Annotated in this window: 18 protein-coding genes; 9 read left to right on the top strand and 9 right to left on the bottom strand. The window is 40.6% G+C overall.

Features of this window, described 5'->3' with window-relative positions; genetic code table 11:
* The first annotated feature begins 15 nt into the window (after nucleotides 1–15).
* Nucleotides 16–1,374 carry a TrkH family potassium uptake protein gene (locus tag M3189_RS17850; protein ID WP_251636002.1) on the top strand — a complete coding sequence of 453 codons (1,359 nt, stop codon included), beginning with the start codon at nucleotides 16–18 and terminating at the stop codon, nucleotides 1,372–1,374.
* Between the two features lie 417 nt (nucleotides 1,375–1,791).
* Here M3189_RS17850 and M3189_RS17845 read toward each other — a convergent pair whose 3' ends face one another.
* On the bottom strand, nucleotides 1,792–2,178 hold the full coding sequence (locus M3189_RS17845) for a hypothetical protein (protein WP_251636000.1): 387 nt from the start codon (nucleotides 2,176–2,178) through the stop codon (nucleotides 1,792–1,794).
* Between the two features lie 118 nt (nucleotides 2,179–2,296).
* Between M3189_RS17845 and M3189_RS17840 the strand changes: the two genes are divergently transcribed.
* A complete protein-coding gene (locus M3189_RS17840; RefSeq protein WP_251635998.1) occupies nucleotides 2,297–2,440 on the top strand; it encodes a hypothetical protein in 144 nt (47 codons plus the stop codon).
* 315 nt (nucleotides 2,441–2,755) lie between these two features.
* On the opposite strand, the gene M3189_RS17835 is transcribed toward M3189_RS17840, so the two are convergent.
* The 3 genes from M3189_RS17835 to M3189_RS17825 form a co-directional block, all read right to left on the bottom strand.
* Entirely contained in the window at nucleotides 2,756–3,223 is a 468-nt protein-coding gene (locus tag M3189_RS17835; RefSeq protein ID WP_251635995.1) for a hypothetical protein, read from the bottom strand.
* A 167-nt stretch (nucleotides 3,224–3,390) separates the two neighbouring features.
* Nucleotides 3,391–3,672, bottom strand: a complete 282-nt coding sequence (locus tag M3189_RS17830; protein WP_251635993.1) for a hypothetical protein — start codon at nucleotides 3,670–3,672, stop codon at nucleotides 3,391–3,393.
* 69 nt (nucleotides 3,673–3,741) lie between these two features.
* Nucleotides 3,742–4,236, bottom strand: a complete 495-nt coding sequence (locus tag M3189_RS17825; protein WP_251635991.1) for a DUF1572 family protein — start codon at nucleotides 4,234–4,236, stop codon at nucleotides 3,742–3,744.
* A 266-nt stretch (nucleotides 4,237–4,502) separates the two neighbouring features.
* Here M3189_RS17825 and M3189_RS17820 point away from each other — a divergent pair, with 266 nt between their 5' ends.
* Entirely contained in the window at nucleotides 4,503–5,033 is a 531-nt protein-coding gene (locus M3189_RS17820; RefSeq protein ID WP_251635989.1) for a CBO0543 family protein, read from the top strand.
* A 178-nt stretch (nucleotides 5,034–5,211) separates the two neighbouring features.
* Nucleotides 5,212–6,105, top strand: coding sequence for a CPBP family intramembrane glutamic endopeptidase (locus M3189_RS17815; protein WP_251635988.1), 894 nt, complete (start codon nucleotides 5,212–5,214; stop codon nucleotides 6,103–6,105).
* 86 nt (nucleotides 6,106–6,191) lie between these two features.
* Here the strand turns inward: M3189_RS17815 and M3189_RS17810 are convergent, their stop codons facing one another.
* A complete protein-coding gene (locus tag M3189_RS17810; protein WP_251635986.1) occupies nucleotides 6,192–7,637 on the bottom strand; it encodes a zf-HC2 domain-containing protein in 1,446 nt (481 codons plus the stop codon).
* Nucleotides 7,638–7,639: 2 nt separating this feature from the next.
* Entirely contained in the window at nucleotides 7,640–8,122 is a 483-nt protein-coding gene (locus M3189_RS17805) for an RNA polymerase sigma factor (RefSeq protein ID WP_251635984.1), read from the bottom strand.
* A gap of 136 nt (nucleotides 8,123–8,258) precedes the next feature.
* Here M3189_RS17805 and M3189_RS17800 point away from each other — a divergent pair, with 136 nt between their 5' ends.
* Entirely contained in the window at nucleotides 8,259–8,885 is a 627-nt protein-coding gene (locus tag M3189_RS17800; RefSeq protein WP_251635982.1) for a LysE family translocator, read from the top strand.
* A 476-nt stretch (nucleotides 8,886–9,361) separates the two neighbouring features.
* On the opposite strand, the gene M3189_RS17795 is transcribed toward M3189_RS17800, so the two are convergent.
* Complete coding sequence (locus tag M3189_RS17795; RefSeq protein WP_251635980.1) at nucleotides 9,362–11,521, bottom strand: YhgE/Pip domain-containing protein; 2,160 nt, start codon at nucleotides 11,519–11,521, stop codon at nucleotides 9,362–9,364.
* A 191-nt stretch (nucleotides 11,522–11,712) separates the two neighbouring features.
* Nucleotides 11,713–12,282, bottom strand: coding sequence for a TetR/AcrR family transcriptional regulator (locus M3189_RS17790; RefSeq protein WP_435368103.1), 570 nt, complete (start codon nucleotides 12,280–12,282; stop codon nucleotides 11,713–11,715).
* 217 nt (nucleotides 12,283–12,499) lie between these two features.
* Here M3189_RS17790 and M3189_RS17785 point away from each other — a divergent pair, with 217 nt between their 5' ends.
* Nucleotides 12,500–12,637 (top strand): hypothetical protein, encoded by a 138-nt coding sequence (locus M3189_RS17785; protein WP_251635979.1) that lies wholly within the window; start codon nucleotides 12,500–12,502, stop codon nucleotides 12,635–12,637.
* Between the two features lie 287 nt (nucleotides 12,638–12,924).
* Here M3189_RS17785 and M3189_RS17780 read toward each other — a convergent pair whose 3' ends face one another.
* Nucleotides 12,925–13,464 carry a DUF5683 domain-containing protein gene (locus M3189_RS17780; RefSeq protein ID WP_251635977.1) on the bottom strand — a complete coding sequence of 180 codons (540 nt, stop codon included), beginning with the start codon at nucleotides 13,462–13,464 and terminating at the stop codon, nucleotides 12,925–12,927.
* Between the two features lie 201 nt (nucleotides 13,465–13,665).
* Here M3189_RS17780 and M3189_RS17775 point away from each other — a divergent pair, with 201 nt between their 5' ends.
* From M3189_RS17775 to M3189_RS17765, 3 genes are all read left to right on the top strand, one after another.
* The gene (locus M3189_RS17775; protein ID WP_251635974.1) at nucleotides 13,666–13,815 is read left to right on the top strand and encodes a hypothetical protein; all 150 of its coding nucleotides are present in this window, start codon (nucleotides 13,666–13,668) and stop codon (nucleotides 13,813–13,815) included.
* Nucleotides 13,816–13,996: 181 nt separating this feature from the next.
* The gene (locus M3189_RS17770) at nucleotides 13,997–15,628 is read left to right on the top strand and encodes an SWIM zinc finger family protein (RefSeq protein ID WP_251635972.1); all 1,632 of its coding nucleotides are present in this window, start codon (nucleotides 13,997–13,999) and stop codon (nucleotides 15,626–15,628) included.
* A 325-nt stretch (nucleotides 15,629–15,953) separates the two neighbouring features.
* The gene (locus M3189_RS17765) at nucleotides 15,954–18,884 is read left to right on the top strand and encodes a DEAD/DEAH box helicase (RefSeq protein ID WP_251635971.1); all 2,931 of its coding nucleotides are present in this window, start codon (nucleotides 15,954–15,956) and stop codon (nucleotides 18,882–18,884) included.
* Nucleotides 18,885–18,906 lie beyond the last annotated feature (22 nt).

Below are 18,906 nucleotides of genomic sequence, written 5' to 3'. Positions count from 1 at the left end.
TAATGGGGTAAAAAAATGAACTTAGATTCACATTCTAAAAAGAAGATGCGTATGACATCCGTACAAATGCTAGTTATGTTTTATTTTGCTGCGGTTATCCTTTCAACTCTATTACTTCTGTTGCCTATCACATTAAAGGATGGAGCCGAATTACCACTATTAGATGCTTTGTTTATTTCTGCAAGTGCTGTCAGTGTTACAGGACTATCGACTGTATCGTTAACAGAAATACTCAGTGTTCCTGGCACATTTATTTTTGCATTTATATTACAATTTGGTGGAATCGGCGTAATGACGCTTGGAACCTTTATTTGGCTTTTATTGGGTAAAAAAATTGGCTTAATGGAAAGAAAATTAATCATGACTGATCAGAATCAAACGAATCTCTCAGGATTGGTTATATTAATGCGTCAAATCCTTCTCATCATGATTGCGATTGAGATAATAGGGACGTTGATCTTAGGGTTATATTTCTTAAACTATTTCCCTACTTGGGAAGAAGCGTTTCTCCAAGGATTTTTCGCTTCTATAAGCGCAACAACGAATGCAGGCTTCGACATTACAGGTGAATCATTAATCCCTTTTGCCAACGATTACTTCATTCAAAGTATTAATATCTTGTTAATGATTTTTGGCTCCATCGGCTTTCCAGTCCTTATAGAAATAAAGGACTATTTCATTCAGAAACGGAAGAAGTCTTTCCGTTTTTCACTTTTCACAAAATTAACCACCTTTACTTTTTTTGCATTAATCATCGTTGGGGCCCTATTTATTTATATATTTGAGCACAATCATTTCTTTGCTGATAAATCATGGCATCAATCTTTATTCTATTCTCTATTTCAATCCGTTACAACACGCAACGGTGGTTTAGCAACAATGGATATGAATCAATTTTCTACGCCAACTCTTTTGGTTCTTTCATGGCTAATGTTTATTGGTGCATCTCCCAGCAGTGTTGGCGGAGGAATTCGAACAACGACGTTTGCCATCATGTTATTAGCTGTCTATAGCTACGCAAGAGGAAAAAACAGTATTAAAGTTTTTAAGAGAGAGATTGATCCTGAAGATGTGACAAAAGCATTTGTTGTCATTACAACTGCTGCAATGATCTGCGGAATCGCAGTTGCCCTATTGACCTTTCTAGAACCGAAAATGAGTTTTCTTCAACTGTTCTTTGAAGTGTGTTCAGCGTTTGGTACGACAGGGCTTTCTATGGGAATCACGGCAGATTTAAGTATTGGCGGGAAAATCATCATTATTCTACTAATGTTCATCGGACGTATCGGTATCTTTTCCTTCCTATTCCTATTAAGGGGTGACACAAAAGAAGAGAACTACCATTATCCTAAAGAGAGAGTCATTATAGGATAGGATACTCAGCTAAAGGAAACCGCAGGGACGGTTCTACTGGTCACAAAAATGGATTTTATTTTCATATAATAGAAACTTGTAACACCTCTCCCTTCACTTGAATATACTATATTAGACGGGAGGCAGCACCTCGCGTCACATGAACTGACTAATTTTAGTCAGTTATTTTTTTGTGACCATGGTCCTTTTTTTGAAAAAAGGCAGGAAGTCTATTTATTTTGCCGAATAAATGCTAGTGAATAAAAGGAGGAGTGCAGATGAAACAGCGCCATGAGGTATTATTTACCCAATTAGAAAACTATCGAAGCTACATATTAGGTGTTAAATGTTTCTCTAAGCCTTATTCCCCCTTGAACGCCCTTATCTACAGTATATTTTTATAGTTTTCAACATTAACAAACATGATTTCAAAATGGATTACCCTTCAACAATGGCAAGGTATTTCAAGGTTTCCCCTTCTAATTCCACGATTAATATATCTCCTCTTTCCTTGGCTGAAAAAATCTTTGCACCCACTAAAAGTTTATTCGCCATCCCATCCTTGAAATCTGTATCTTGATCATTTTGTGTTTTTATTTCACCGATTTGAACGTCTTTTGTTAAAGCCAATTCCTCCACCCAATCGATATTCGTTTTGTAGATTACTCCCTCATATTGAAAAATATCTGCATCAGGGTCTAGTCTTAATACTTCTTCAGCATCAATACGATCAATGGTTACTTTGGTTGTTTCCCCACTATTAGAGCATCCAGTAATCGTTAATAACGTTAATACAATGAAGACAGAAAGTAACTTTTGAACCACCTTTTTTCCCCCTTTATTTATTTAGACGGGTGTTCTCTATCTAAAGTTGCTTGCAACTGACTGACAATTTTTATTCTCAAGGTAAAAGTTGGACATATTATTCGTAGGAGGTGATTACGTGGCTGAAGAAAAGAAAACTTCCAGAAACATAGAAAGAGACAGTAAATTAGAAAGATACGAAGATGATCGACATAATGTTAATGCGAGGGAAGCAGCGGCTCTTGAACCAGATATGCCAAGAATCAATACAGAAAACCTTTAACAGTAAGTTTATTATTAAATCACTTGGAACTAAGCGTTGCTGGGTGTAGATTAGTTTATAATTCGGATTGCCTTTTCATATTAAGAAAAAATTTATTAAAAAAGAGACTCCCGAAAACCTTGGGAGTCTAAAAAGTTAATCTATTTAATAGGGGTCAAATAGTGATTCCAATTATATTCCCTTTGCGAAATATAATATAGAGAAAATACTACTAAAATTATCCAATCATTAAAGGGGATTTTGAACTAGGATTACTATATAAAGAAAGTGATTAGATCATCAGCATGATCTACTAAAGCAGGAGTCGAATAAATTTTACTTAACTTTTTCCTGATCATAGATATCTTCCTGCCATAATTGATAAAGATATAGAATGACGGATAGTATTGTCATTACCAAAAGATTAGTGAGTGGAGAGAAACTACCAGTTTCTCTTATCTCAAGCTTGTTTAACATTTTAGTAAGACCCATCCCGTAAAAGAGATCGATTATTAAATTAACAATTATATATATCCAAAATTTACGAAATGTAAAATAAAATATCCATATCGTCCCAACTAAAAATATGCTATATACAGTAAATAATGGAGCTATTTTGTCCCAGCTAAAAAGTGTCTCTTTAAATTCCCACCAGTTATACTTCCAAGCCATTTGTGCCACTATTGTGTTGAGCACTGTGGCAAAAAGAGCAACAGGCATATATCTTCTAATTGCTGAACGGTCTAAAAAGATCAAAGAAATCCAAGGAAGAATAAATATAGACCAAATAACCACTTTAACCATTTTTTTAGTCCTTTCAGTATAAATTCTATATATAACGTGTCCTTTTTTGTTAAATAAAATGCATCTTCTTTATTCAACCAGCCAGCATCGAAAAAGAAAAAGCCAACTAGCTTTCTATCCAAAAATCTTGCTCCATACCCATTCCCCCTGTGGTAATTATTAAGTAACTATTTTTTATCACGATTGGTCGTTTTGTATTTTTCACCTTTGCTATCATAAGTGACCCACTCACCAACAGGCTCACCTTTTTCAAAATATCCTGAACGCTTTATTGTCCCGTCGGCACGGTACCATTCCCAATAGCCTTCTGGCATATCTTCAACCATTTTTCCTTTTGACCATATTGTTTTTCCATTTGCATGGTACTTTATCGTGTATCCATCAATCACTGCCAGTTTCTTTTCTTTGACACCGTTTGGGTGTATCAAGTCACATTTTTCATTCACCATAACTTACCTCCGACCACCATTTTTTATTTCCTATCACTATTAAATCAAAATGTTAACTCATGAACATATTTACTTTTTCCGAGGAATGGTTGGGGATTTCCAGTCACCAGATTTCAAATATTTCGCGATATAAATAATCTGCCCAACATGATAAGAATAATGGTACATTTGGCGTTCAATTGCTTCTATAACTGAATGTGATTCATTTCGAATCGTAATTGTTTTTAAGAGGTGTTCTTCGTCAATATCTTTCAATGCAGATAAAAAGGTACCCCAACCAAGTTCCCACAATTCCATCACTTGTTCTTTCGTTTTCATATCCCCCACAAACTCATCATCACGATTGCGATATGGTTTTTCCCCATCACTGTGTAAGAAATCAGTCCAGCGAGATACCATATTCCCGCTCATGTGTTTGATAATAATCGCGATACTATTGGACTCTTCATTCGGGGACCAAAATAATTCGCTTTCGTTTAATTGCGCAATTGCTTTTTCAGCGGTTATTTTTGCTTCCGTAAAGCGATGAGTAACTGTTTTCAAATACTCTCCACCTATGCTCATATAATCACCCTCTCCTAACGTATTTTTATGTATTCCTTAAATAGTTGAATAACCCTTTATTCAAAATACATTGGTCTTTTCATCTAATCTTTTTGATGATATCTGCCGCATAGATTTCGGCTGCTTCATTAAGATTATCATTTTGCCAATCAATGGTTTTTTGTATGCCCTTAAAACGATTTAAATAAAAGGGTTGAATAGGAACTGCCTTGAATTTTCACCAAATAAAAATGACACACTAGTAAGTAAAAATGGAGTTGGCGGATATGGATGGAATTGTAAGGGAGTTAATGGAATTACAACAAAGATACGCCACTTTGGCTATTGAAAATTGGTTAGCACATTCTTTATTTACTTGGGGATGGTGGTTTCTTGTCATTACTTTTGTTGGACCTTGGTTACTCTTTATGAAACTTCTTGATAGAGACCGTATTCTTCAAATCTGGAGTTTTGGACTCATTGTCATTCTTATTACCAGTTTCACTGATGATCTGGGCAGTGAATTATGTGCTTGGATTTATCCCATTAGTTTTGTACCTGTTGGTCTTCTAGCACTTCCATTTGACTTCTCTATCATTCCAGTCGCGTGTATGTTGATATTTCAATACTTTACTACATGGAAAACATTCACGATTGCCCTTGTTAGTCAAGCTGCAATTTTTGCATTTGTTGGAGAGCCTATTTCCATTATGCTTGGAACGGTTACCTATTTAAAATGGAAATACATCTATTCCTTTGTTTTTTATATCGTTACAGGGCTCTTTGCTAGGTTTATTATACAGAAATGGACAGTTTGAACACCCATTGGGAGACACGGGGAGACACGGGGACGGTTCTCGTGGTCCAAAAATGGATATCCCTTCCACAAAAAGACCACTCGGACCGTCCCCACGGTCCTTATTGACTAATCTAGCCAAAGATGTAATAATCTGTATGTATTTTTCAAAATTATTAGAATGTTGGTGTTACAAAAAATTGAATTTTATTAAAGTAAAAGAAGGCAAGAATAGCTGGAAGCGTTATTTATCTTCATTTATCGTCATTATTCTGTTCATCTTGGTTGGGGCGCTGCCGTATATCATCATTAGTGAATGGATCGTGAATACAGACGGAAACCCCAATACCTATTTTGACTTTGAAAAAGAGGATTATGTGGGAATTAACCCGTCACTTTATTTCGTCTTGATGAACTCACAATTTTTATTTTGGCTGTTGGGCCTATTTGTCGGTATTCGTTTCATTCATAAACGCAGATTTACATCGCTCATCACGCCAAATCGAAAAATAGATTGGAAGAAACTTGGCTTTGGATTTATTACTTTCTTTGTCATCCTGGGTCTTACTTCCATCATCGATTCCATCCTAACCCCTGGGGATTACTACCTTAACGATGTTACCGTTTCTGATTTCTTGATTTTATTTGTGCTCGTGCTGGTTTTAACTCCCCTTCAAACAACCTGTGAGGAATTATTCTTTAGAGGCTATCTCTTACAGTTTTTCGGAAAATGGATTACCATTCCTTTTCTTTTATCACTTCTAGCAGGATCCATTTTTGGCGCACTCCATTTCGCCAATCCTGAGATGGGGTATTCTCCCCTTTTGGTGGGTGCCGATTATTTGTTAACTGGATTCATTTGGTGTTATATCACCGTAAAAACAAACAGTGCCGAATTGTCGATTGGGGCACACGCAGCCAATAATATGCTGTTGGGGTGGTTCCTCACGATGGATGACTCTGCCTTAGGTGACATCCCATCCTTATTTGTTGTCACAAATATTAATCCGGCGATTTCCCTTATTTGGACCATTGTTTCTCTTGGAATTTTCTTATTTATTTCATTGAGAAAATACAAATTTACCAGAAGTTAAATCCACGGTGACGGTTCTAGTGGTCCGAAGAATGAAAACTCATTCCACAAAAAGACCGCTAGAACCGTCCCCATGGTCCCAAAGGCTTAATGAAAAGATAAAGAAGGTCTTTCCACTATGCCAGTTTCGGCATTGATATAAATCCGTTTTTCTTTCCCTTCAAAAATATGGACAAGGACATGGTCGGCCGAAACGGTTGAGTATATAATGCCAGTTCCAATAACTTTCACTGGTTCACCTAAAATTTGCTCTGCCTTGGTTTCGAGTGAAGCTTGACTTAGCTTTTCCTGATAATTTTTCGAGAATAACTCTCTTGAATGCAGTGCCGGCTGGGCGGATAACATGTAAAACCCCCCAGTTCCCGCGTCAAATTCAATGACAAACGGCTCTCCTAGTGGGAAGTGCAGCTTGTATTCTCCTGCAACGGGAGTGAACCTAAAACGATAAAGATTCGGCTGTCCTTCTATCTCTTCCTTGTTTTGTTCAACGTTAATTTCAAAGGCCGCAGTTTTCCCGTAAATCGACTTAAGCATTTGTTCTGCTTTTTTCATGACCTCCCTCTGTTCTAGAGGCTTTTGATCATTTAATTGATGTCCATAATTAAATGCTGATACAATAATTCCGGAATAACCGTCCATTTCACCATCGATTTTGGTTTTTCCTTGTTGAAGATCAAACCGATACACTCCATAATGATCATTCATTTTTTCAAATTCAACCTTGCCATCCTCCGCATTGAAGGCCGTTCTAATAATCTCCTTTAGATTTTTCTCTTTTATCAGCTTCATCTCGGAAGGAAGCTTGTGGTACCTGTTATAAAAAAACGCGAGTTCATTTATTTTGCTTATTGGATTTCCGATTCCTTCTGTATCTAAAAACTCAAAATAAGAACTATAGCCATGATGGAATTCATTATATTCCTTCCCAACATGCTTAAAAAGAGTGCTGGCATACGTTTGTAAAAGTTCTATGGCCTTAAGGTCCGTTTCATCCTCAAGGCCCTGGTTTCTTCGCTCTCTAAGGGTTGCAGCCATTTCATCCAGCTCCTGGCTATTAACAAGTAAAGGGGCATTTTTACGCTCAAACCAAATCAATTCCTCGTCTAAATCCACAATATCTTCTGCTGCATACGATAGAAACTGCCCGTTTCGGTCGATTTCATATGGATTTTTGGCTATTTCATTAAGTGACTCCGCATATAGATAAACTCCATCCAGAAGAGTAGCAACTTTTTCACGGTTCGCAGCATACTGATTGATTCCAGATACAAGAATGACGACTGCAAGAAGGGCTGCTATCATTTTCATCCTTCTTAGTCTGAAGCCAATCCGGATCCTGTCATCGACTTCCTTTGATAATGTCTCTTCAGAGGAAAAAGAAAGCTCTGAAAATCCAGATCCCTTTTGATACAATTCTCGGCACTCCCTGCAGTGCTGTAAATGCTCTTCCACTGCCCGACGGTTTTCCGGCCTTAATTCATTTTCTTCATACAAAGGATACAAATCTTCTACCAGGCTGCAATTCAGCTTCATTTTCATTCCCCCTCCCCTTCAAGATAGTACTTTTTAAACTTCTTTTTCGCCCGATGAATTCCGACCTTAACGCTGCCTTCTTTCTGACCTAGAATATCCGCCATCTCGTTAAGCGAAAAACCTTGTTCCCTTAAAACCAAAAGCGTCTTTTCTTGTTCTGTTAGCTTTTGAAAAGTGTGTCTTACCATCAATTCTGTTTCGATGTTCCGGATTGTTCCACGAGACTGAAGCTCCGGCTCTGCATATGTAATCTCGTTCTTTTGTGAAATTTTCTTTGCCTCATTCAAATATGTATTGCGTGCAATTTTAAAAAGCCACGTTTTCAGGGAAGACTCGCCGCGAAACCGCCCCAATCCCTTGAAGGCTTTAATGAATGTATCATGCGTCAATTCTTCTGCAGTCGTGGTGCTGTGGCACATATTGCGAAGATAACGGAAAACCGAATCTTTATATGCCTGATACATTTCTTCAAGCGGATCTGTCATGTCTCTCTCTCCTCCCATTACTAATGACAAACGAAACTGCAAAAGGTTACAAGTAATTTTTAAAAAGTGAAACATAATTCAAAATATTTATGATAAAGTAAGTTTAACAATTTTCAATGGGAAGGTGCTGATTATTTTGGAGAACTTCTATTTGTTTGTGATTATGTGTATTTTACTGATTCTTTTACCTGGTCCTGATACAGCCATTGCGACAAAAAACACGCTAACAGTGGGAAGAACCGGTGGGTTTAGAACGATGTTTGGTACTTGTTGCGCCTTACTCATCCATACTCTGGCTGCGGTGGTCGGGCTTTCAGCGATTATTGTGAAGTCAGCTCTTTTATTTTCTGTCTTCAAATATTTCGGTGCGGTCTACTTGGTTTTTTTAGGAATCAAGACATTATGGGCATTAAAGCAGAACAAAACAGCACCCGCCGAAATGGCTGCTGAGAGCAAGTATGATAACAAGTCTTGTTTTAAGCAGGGGTTCCTAACCAACCTCTTAAATCCAAAAGTAGCCGTATTTTTCCTAACCTTCCTGCCTCAGTTCGTAGATTCCGGCAGCAATTCTTTTATTCCGTTTCTCATCATGGGAATCACCTATACGCTGTTAACTGCACTCTGGTTTCTGTTCTATATCTACCTTCTTAATCAAATTCGTACTTTTATGAAAAAGCCTAAGACTCAAATGTTAATGGAAGGAATAACGGGAACTGTTCTAATTGGTTTCGGGATCAAACTGGCACTGGAAAAGGCACATTAATAGATTGGTAACTCTAAAGCAGTGGCATTCCACTGCTTTTTCTATATTTAAATTACAAATCACAATTATTTATTACCTGCCAAATTGATTCCTTCACATGCGGATTTTAGCCTCTAACCTGCATCTTTTCCAGTTCACCTGCATTTTTCCTTTGTTTATCTGCCTAACAAAATCCAAACCTAAACTTGATGCTTATCATGCCAGGCTGCGGCATGGTTTAGGTATCTAAACTTCCTGTAAATTGGTATTTTGCTCAGTTTTTTTCGTTCATTATAGAACAGTTTGCGATTTTTCAATTACCTTTTTTATCCAAAATCTCTTTACCTGCCAAAATGGTTCCTTCACCTGCGGATTATATCTTCTTACCTGCATAAAGCTCCTTTTACCTGCATATTACCTTTGTTTATCTGCCTAACAAAATCCACGGATAAAAAAAACACCGGATTCGCCTCCACGAACCCAGTGTTTCTTTACTATTATGCTGCTTGTTCAAGCACTGCCTCACTAACCTGTTTTCTTTTGAACGTAAGTGCCATGTAGGTAATTGTAACAATCATGAAACCAGCACTGTAAGCTAGTAAGATCAAATTGTTTTGCCACATGTAAGCAAAATCACCGCTTGAGATGACGGCTTTGAACGCTTGGACACAGTACGTCATTGGGAAGAATGCGTTGAATGGCTGCAGCGCCTCTGGAATTAACGCAAGTGGGAAGGTTCCCGCGCTTGTCGTTAATTGCATGATCAGGATGAGAATCGCAATGAATCGACCCACATCTGCCATGGATGTGACGAGCATTTGTATTAATGTAACGAATACCATGCTTGTAAGAATTGTGGTCACGATAAACACTGGCAAGCTTTGTACCTCAATTCCCAATCCAACGAGTAACACAAAATCAACTAATAGTGCTTGAAGCACACCTATAATCGTGATAACTCCTAATTTACCGAAGAACCACTGTGCAGCAGAAGCTGGTTTGATGGCTGGTTCTCTCAGACCGAACACGATGGAGATGATTAGGGCACCTACGAAAAGTCCGAGTGAGATAAAGTAAGGAGCAAAGCCGGTACCATAGTTTGGCACAGTGTTAATCTCATTTTTATCGACCTTAACGGGCTCGCCCATCATATCATAGGTGTCTTCATCGGCTTTTACGCTATTCGCAGCTTCAGCCCCTTCCGAAAGCTTCGCGTTTAATTCGGAAGTACCGTCCTGCAATTTTTCCGTACCTTCTTGCAATTTAGTAGAACCCTCCGCAAGCTTACCCGTTCCTTCTGTCATTTTGCCCGCACCTGCAGTCAATTCTCCCATTCCAGTTGTCAGTTGGTTGGCACCTGCATTTAGTGTAGTTGAACCAGTATACAGCTGGTGGATTCCTTGCTGTAACTTCACCTGGTTGGCGTTGATTTCACCGATTCCGCCAATTAATTGATCAAATACAGGATCTGTTTGTTTTTTCAATTGTAATTCTAAACCAGCAGTCGCTCCAAGCAATTGTCCATTTACCTGTGTTTTAAATTGCGAGAAGCCCTGGTGCAATCCAGGGTTGATTGCCTGCGCTACCTGCTGCTCGACCTCTTCCTTAGTTGGTGCGGTCTGTTGTTTCATAATCGCTGCCACTTTTTCAGCTGGAATACCATTTTCGATTAACGCTGCCGCCAGCTCCTGCATTTTAGCGGTTTGCTGCGCAATCATTTGATCAGCAATCTGCGATGACAAACCTGCCCCAAGCTGCGTTTCAAATTGATTGATACCCGCATTCAATTTCTCCGTACTTCCTGCTAATTGCGAGCTGATACCTGCCGCAATTCCCGCTGGCAGCTCTTCTTTTATCTGCTGTGCTCCTGCTTGTGCTTTTTCGGTGCCTGTCACCAGCTGCGGTAGTTTTTCGTCGACTTCCTGTAACCCTTGTTGTATCGCTGCGGTTCCTTTGGCTACTTCATTGGAACCGTTCGCCGCGCTATTCATACCTTCTCCGAACTCAATTGATTTACTTGCTAAGAGCTCGAGGTTTTCCTTGATTTGTTCAGCACCTTCGTTGAGTTTTACCGAACCCTCGTTGAGCTGGCCGGCTCCTTCACTTGCCTGGTCTAACCCGCCTGCCATCTCAGTTACTTTTTCAAAAATGCTTTCAGAGTAAGTGGCGACAATCTCTTTTGAAATCTCCGCTTTGATTTCCTTCATCGCGGTTTCCCCAATTTGCGCCGATAGAAAGTTTGCCCCCTCATTCGGTACATATTTGATTTGTAGCTTTTGGGGCTGATCCTCAAGCAGTGTTGTGGCATTTTTTGAAAAATCATTTGGAATTTCCACTAGAATATAATACTTTTGGTCTTCTAAGCCTTGGTAACCCTGCTTTTTGTCCACAATATCAAAATCAAACGTATTACTTTTCTTCAGATTTTTGACCAGGTCATCCCCAATCTCAAGCCTTTGCCCTTCGAGTTCGGCCCCCTCATCCTGATTCACAATCGCCACAGGCAGGTGTTCTAAATATTTATAAGGATCCCAAAACGCCCACAGGAACATTCCTGCATAAAGAACAGGTATAAAGAGGATGGCGATGATGGGAATGAGCACCTTTCGATTGGAAAGGATTGTTTTTAATTCTGCTTTAAATGAAGATTCTTTCATGTTTGTCTCCCTCCTGCTTAATTGACTATTTCGTCCAATTAGTCATTTTTACTTTTACAAATAGTGACTATTTTATTCAAACAGTCAGCCTTTCTTTTAAAAATGGTATTTATTCAGATAGTCATTCTTTTTTGGAAAATAGTGACCATTTTGTTCAACTGGTCATTTTTTGTTAAAAATAAAAGACTTATCTACGTTAACAAGCCTTTTAAAAGGTAAAGTTCAAACAGCTTGGCGATTTCCTCTTTTTTTAATGGTGGATGGTTCCTTTGCCAGTCATTCACCAAGGAAAAGTACATCTTCAGCATTACAAAAGCCGTGACCTCTGGATTGCAGGTTTTGATTTCACCCTTATCGATTGCTTTTTGAATGATGCCCTTCATGTACTGAATAATGGATTGTTCTACCCTTTGCATGGCTTCAATCACCGTTTGCGTGCCCATATCACGCTCTTCTTGAATCAATTTAATCGTCAATTGGTGTGATTCCCTAAACACATGCACCCGACTTAACACCCTGTTCACATTTTCAAGAACTGATGCCGATTCATTCATTACGCTTTCGACTTCGTAGCGAATTTCAGCGATAAGCGAATTGATAATTTCCTCAAACAACTCTTCCTTTGTTTTAAAAAAGGTATAGATTGTTCCTTTCCCCACATTGGCAAGCTTCGCAACCTGGTCCATCGTCGTTGCCTTATAGCCATACAAGGAAAAAGACTTAGCCGCCGCCTCCAAAATCAACTTCTTACGATCAATCACTGCCACATCCACTCACCTCCGACTGACTAAAATACTAAATTGGTCATTTGTACGAAAAGTAATATAACATGTCGATTTTTGAAATGCAACAAATTGTAGTATCTTCTTCAAGGTTTTTTTATCCTGCAGATTTTGTCAAACAGTTTTATGGAACCTTTTACCATTTATTGACGTCTAATTGAGTAGATAGAAAGGAAATAACTGGGGGATCATTTCGATGAAAAAAGTTTTAATTGCGTTGTTTATTGCGCTGGTTTTGTTTTGTGCGACAGGCGGTTTGGAAAGGTTCTCTTCGGATGTCGAGACACAGGAACCCGGGGTAACCGAAGAGATAGATTCAGTAGAAAACCTATAATAAAGCTTTCCAGTCCTAGCGCTGCTGGGGCTGGTTTTTGCGTGAACCGCCGTGACACATTCGCTGAATTGGACATACCTTGTAATTGGACAAGGTGTTCGAGAAGGTTGGGCTTACGGTCAAATGCTGGTGACAGCCACAACAATTCGAGCACCATGTAGCTGAGATTGGCGCAAAAACCAGCGGTAACAACATGAAATTGACCAACAGGTTTCTACGATTGAACCTACAATTACCAAATGTCCTTGTTGCGGGGAAATGGATCCTGCTAATCAAGTGAAGATTCATTACTCTATCTTATGTAGTAAGACTGCCTTCTTTTTTCGATAGATTTTTTTTTCAAAAAAATAGCCTAGCACTCCTAGCAAAAGTCCGAAAACTAATCCGCTAAAAACAGGCATGTCCAAAATACTAAGGGTTTGAAATTGCTCTAGAAACGTGAATTCATGCCAAAATAGCCCGAGATCCATGCCAACCACCAATCCAATGAAAAAACCAGTATGGTAGGTTCTTTTTTGCATGTCATCAAGATCCTTGTCATTGTGTGCTTTGGCTGTGTTAAACGCCTGCCAGATGGCAAAAGCATATAACGATGGGTAGAACATGCCCCAGCTGTAATCAATGACACTGTGAGCTCGGGCGAAATCGCCAGTAAATGAGTATACAAGCGCTAGATTCAAGTTGGAGTATAAATTAATAAGAAATTCAAAGCCAATTAACACAAAGCCAATAATGTAATCCTTATTATAAAACTGTCCAAAACCCGGTAAGACCATTGACCATACCGCTGCTGCATAGGGGGATTTATACTCGCGTTTGTGTCTCATATTGTGCCATCCTCTTTTCGATATATTTTACTCCCTTTCCCTTTGAAATTGGGGGTTTTTGATGAAGATTCACAGAATTTGGTATTTTAGTTATATCAGAATAATTAGAAATTAGGGTAATTGGAACCAGATTTTTGTATGTATAAGAGAATGCTAGATTGGTAAGAATGAGGATAGAAAGTAATTTAAGGGGGACGTAGAATGAAAGAATCTAAATTGCTATTATCACAATTTGCTAATGAAGAAGGCTTTGAGCTTACAAACTATCTGACTCAGCTGTTTGAATATGTTTCGAATCAGTTGGGACAGGCTTCGACCGTAAACGTAACGACTGAAATGGAAAATAGCTGAGCCCAGGCGTTGGATATATGCCTGGACTTTTTTTGTTTAGGGGGCAATGGCCGCCATTTACAGAGATTTTTTTTACAAAAAAAGCCTGTCTAGAATAGAAATCCCTTTTTCTCTCCTCGAATGGCCATTTTTTGGGTATAATATAGGAATATGGATTTTTCTAAAAAAGGGGGTCGTGGCTTTGGGAGCAACGACTGCTAACGAACGGATTGAACTTCTCTCTGAGGAGATAAAGGATTTGTTTCATCCGCATGCTGCTGATGATGTAAAGCTTATACAAAAAGGCTTAATGCTTTACCGGCAAGGGATGGTCAAGCAATTACAAATATGGAATGCTCAAATTACGGCAATGGTGCAGGACGTGACGCCATGCCATGTAAAGCTGAATTTTGCGCGTTTGTCGTTTAGCTCCTGTACGTGCCCGCACGAGGGACTTTGCCGCCATCAGCTGGCCGTGTTTTTTGCGGCCTATAGCAGGGTGGGCAGTGTCGCTGATTGGGTGGCGGATTGGCGGGAACCGATGAAGGAGAAGAATGACGTTGCGAGCTGGGGGCTTCAAAAGGCGAAGGATTTGATCAAGGCGAACGGTACGATGAAGCCTGATTACCGGCGCTGGGTTGAATCCTTTGAAGTGAGCTTTGATACGATTTTGAATTCGAAAAAATATTCGAGTCCGTTTATTATTGCTGAACTGTTCAACATTTACGAACGACGGATTAGGGCGAGTGCCCCGGTTGAGCAAGAGTGGCGATTGCTGTATGAAATAGTCGGGATTGTTGTATCGTTTAAAAAGCTCGCCGTTCTGACTGAGGATTCTGGGTTTGCAGAGGATGTCGTCAGACGTGCGTACCTTTCTGTGTTCCATAATTTAATCGAGGATGCCGATGAGCTCGTATTGAAGATTGGCGTTCAATCGCTGCCGTTTGACTTCGACGAGTTTATTTTACAATTAAAAGACGATGTGTTTGAGCTTCTGACAGCTTCGAGCGGCCTTGAGCAGGAACGAATCTATCTCTATCGCCTCTTGTGGACAAATCTTTTTAAAAAGAAAGAATGGCGTGAGCAGGAGATTATAAGTATTAACGAACGGTTGAAATCCTTGGAGGAGTGGGAAAATCCAAATCCACTGATGATTGCTGGGATTCATATCAGCATTTTGCAGCAAAAGGATGAACTGGCCTTAGAGTTGATTCATAAAATGGACGATAAGGTGATTACCCCCTATCTGCTTCATTGGATTGACCTATTGTCACAGACGAAAGCATGGAAACGGGTTGGTCCTTTCATTGAGCTGTTTTCAGCCAAATTAAAAGGATATTTAGATTTTTTGCGGGCCTATCATTCGTGCGCGTCTTTTACCCGGTCTTCTCTTAAAGCGATTGCTCCTTACGTTTCCGAAAACGGGAAGGTTGAATTGTACGAAAAGATGATGCTGGCGACGCTGCCATACAGCTATACAGAATATGAATATATGCTATTTGAACGAAAGCAATATGACAAATGGGGTGACCTTCAGGCATTCATGGGCTGGAATTTCTATGATTTGCCGCGGGAACGCGTGAAGGTGATTGAGAAGGAAAAACCGGAAGTACTACTGGGAATGCTGCACCAATCCGCGCTGAACGAGATCAATCAAAAAAATCGTTCCAGCTACAAAGCGGCCGTCCGACACCTAAAAAAACTGCGCACCCTCTACAAAAAAATCAAAAGAGTCGACGACTGGCAATACTTCCTCGACACCCTAATGGAAAAAACCAAAAGACTCCGCGCCTTCCACGAAGAATGCAAACGGAGCAAACTCATAGAAGAATAGGTGCCTGTCACCGCTCGTGGACAGTGTCTTTCTATGGTGACAGGCACCGCCCGCGGACACTGTCCACCCCAGGCGGACAGTATTCCCCTCAATATTCAGGTGGTTTGGTGCTAAAATTTGTTTTGGACTTTTTTCCTGGGGTTTTGGACTATTTTTTGAGGGTTTTGGACTTTTTTAGAGGACTTATGGAATTTTTTATAGATGTTTTGGATGTTTTTTTAGGGGTTTTGGACGTTTAGACAATATATGGAAATCAAAACACCTATTTTGCCACCAAACTCCAAACCAACTCACCACCCCACCCTAGTAAAAGGAGTAACTTACGATGCTGAAGACTAGATTTGTTAAGCTTCTGACTATGAAATTGGAGGATGGAACCTATCTTCTTGGCGCCCAGGATGAGCACGGGTATAATCTACCCCCTTCTGAGTGGAAGAATGTGCTATTCGGCCGCCATGAAGAGAGCTTTTTTGGCACGCTTTTGGAAACAGAGTCTGTGAATGGCATCGAGGGTGTTGTGGTCACAGGCTGGCATCTGGTCTCTCTTTTTGCGAAGGAGTCGTTCAACCGGTTTATTGACTGGGACTGGAGTGAACAATCAGAAATTTGCCTTGCTGCTGCTCACGCCCTCCATGAGGGGATTCTCGAGAAGGATTGGCTGCCTGACTTTTCCGTTTGGGAAAATGGGGAATTCCGCTGGCAGCTTCCTAACAGGGTGGTGGATGAGTTCGATCCTTCTTTCTGGAATCAGGAAGTTGACCCGCAAGAAGAAGCCTCTGGAACCGTACATGAATTTATTTCTGATTTATACGACCATGCCCTAGATGCCTATTTGACACGAAACGCTTCAATGAAGGAGTTGTTTGGACCGAAGCTGGCCTTACTGAGAAAACAAAATATTTCTGGCGCTGAGCTGGCAAGGTATTTTGATGAGGACAGCTGGCAGGTATGGGTTGGGATTAAGGAAAGCGACACTCCATTCACGATTGGCCTGAAGTTAGAGGAACCGCTAGACGGAGAAGGCCCTTGGAACCTAGATGTCTTTTTGCGTGGTAAAAAGAATGTCGATGATGTGTACGGATTGGAAGCAAAGCTCCCTGCCCGCTGGAAGCCCTTTTTAGAAAGGGTTGACACTGAGCAAAGCCGCTGGGCTCGATTGATTCCCTGGTTGAGTGAGGACGGAGTGACCCTGAAGTCTGGGCTTGCAGAGGAAGAAGCGTGGATGTTTTTAACAGAGGCCAGTGAAACCCTTGTCGCTTTGGATGTTGAAATCCTGCTTCCTTCCTGGTGGCAGGCAATGAAGAATGCTAATTTGAAGGTGAAAGCATCATTAAAAGGATCATCCAGCCACCGCCCGTCGTTTGTTGGGCTGCAGGCGATGCTTGATTTCAACTGGCGTTTTTCCATGAATGGTGTCGATTTTTCCGAAGAGGAGTTCAGCCAGCTTGTCGAAGAAAAACGTCGACTTGTGTTTATTCGTGGGCGCTGGGTCAAGCTCGATCCAGGCTTTATTCGACAAATTCAGGATTTGATGAAGCGTGCTGAGAAAGAGGGCCTCCATGTAAGGGATTTGCTTGAGCAGGAACTGGTCGAGACTCCTCTAACGGAGGATGAACTCGAAAATCCAAAGGCCTTTGCTCGAATTCAAATTGAATTGAACAGCCAGTGGAAAAAAATGATTAAACAGCTTTCTGAAGCACATGAGATTCCGCTAGAAGCAGTTCCTGAAGGGCTCCAGGGTGAACTTCGCCCCTACCAGCAGCTGGGGATGAGCTGGCTTTGGTTTCTGCGGCAATACGGTTTTGGCGCAGTTCTCGCTGATGATATGGGACTCGGAAAAACCGTGCAATTAATTGCCTACCTTTTGAAGGTAAAAGATGAAATCGGTGCCCTTCCGGAAATAGAGACATCTGAAGTGGTGACAGGCACCAAACGTGGAGCGGATTCTGCCAAGAGTTCGAAGGAAAAGAGCACTACTGCAAAAACACCTGTTAAGGCAGCGTTAATCATATGCCCGACTTCTGTTCTCGGTAACTGGCAGAAGGAGCTTGAACGGTTTGCTCCTGAAATGAATGTGTATTTGCATTATGGGTCGAACCGACTGAAGGAAGAGGCATTTTCGGAAATAATCAAGGATGCTGACGTTGTCCTGACTTCATATGGACTGAGCCATATGGACACGGAGGAGTTTGAGTCCAAACTGTGGAGTTCGATTGCCATTGATGAGGCACAGAATATTAAAAATGCTGGAACGAAGCAGTCGAAAGCCGTTCGAAGGCTGCGAGCGAGTCATCATATTGCCTTGACGGGGACTCCAATGGAAAACCGATTATCTGAGTTGTGGTCGATTTTTGATTTTACCAATCATGGTTATCTTGGCAGCCTAGGGCAATTTCAGAAAAAGTTTGTCATTCCAATCGAGAAGGATGAGAAAAAAGAGAAGGTTAATGAGCTTCAATCTTTAATCCGTCCATTCCTACTCCGGAGGACGAAAAAGGATGAAGAGGTGGCTCTTAATCTTCCTGACAAACAGGAGCAAAAAGAATACTGTCCACTTACAACGGAACAGGCTTCGTTGTATGAGCAGCTTGTCCGTGATACTTTTGCTGAGATTGAAAAGCTGTCGGGTTTTGAGCGGAAGGGTCTAATCCTACAAATGCTCAGCCGGTTGAAGCAGCTTTGTAATCACCCTGCTCTCTATCTGAAAGAAAAGTCGGCTGACAGATTGCTCCTTAATCGTTCGAATAAATTAGAGAAGCTGGTTGACCTGGTCGATGCTGTTTTGGACTCAGGCGAAAGCTGTCTGATTTTTACTCAGTATATTGAAATGGGTGAAATGATTCGTGCGTCAATCAAAAAGAAGTTTGGGGTAGATGTACCGTTCCTGAATGGAAGTGTACCGAAAACACAGCGTGACGATATGATTGAGCGGTTCCAAAATCATGAGTTTCCCGTGTTCCTACTATCCTTGAAAGCAGGAGGAACAGGTTTGAATCTGACAGCGGCGAATCACGTCATCCACTATGATCGCTGGTGGAATCCGGCCGTTGAAAACCAAGCAACCGACAGAGCGTATCGGATTGGGCAATCTCGCTTCGTTCACGTACACAAACTCATCTGCACTGGCACACTCGAAGAAAAAATCGACGCCATGCTAGAAAAAAAGCAGCACCTAAACGACCAAATCATCCAAAGCGAAAACTGGATCACCGAACTCTCCACAGACGAACTCAAAGACCTGGTGTACTTAGGGTAGCTTTGGTAGTTTGGGGTAATTT

Origin of the sequence: Neobacillus niacini, assembly GCF_023715415.1 — a bacterium.
GTDB lineage: Bacteria > Bacillota > Bacilli > Bacillales > Cytobacillaceae > Neobacillus > Neobacillus niacini_C.
Note: the sequence above shows the minus strand (reverse complement) of the source record. Positions and strands in the feature narration are given on the sequence as shown.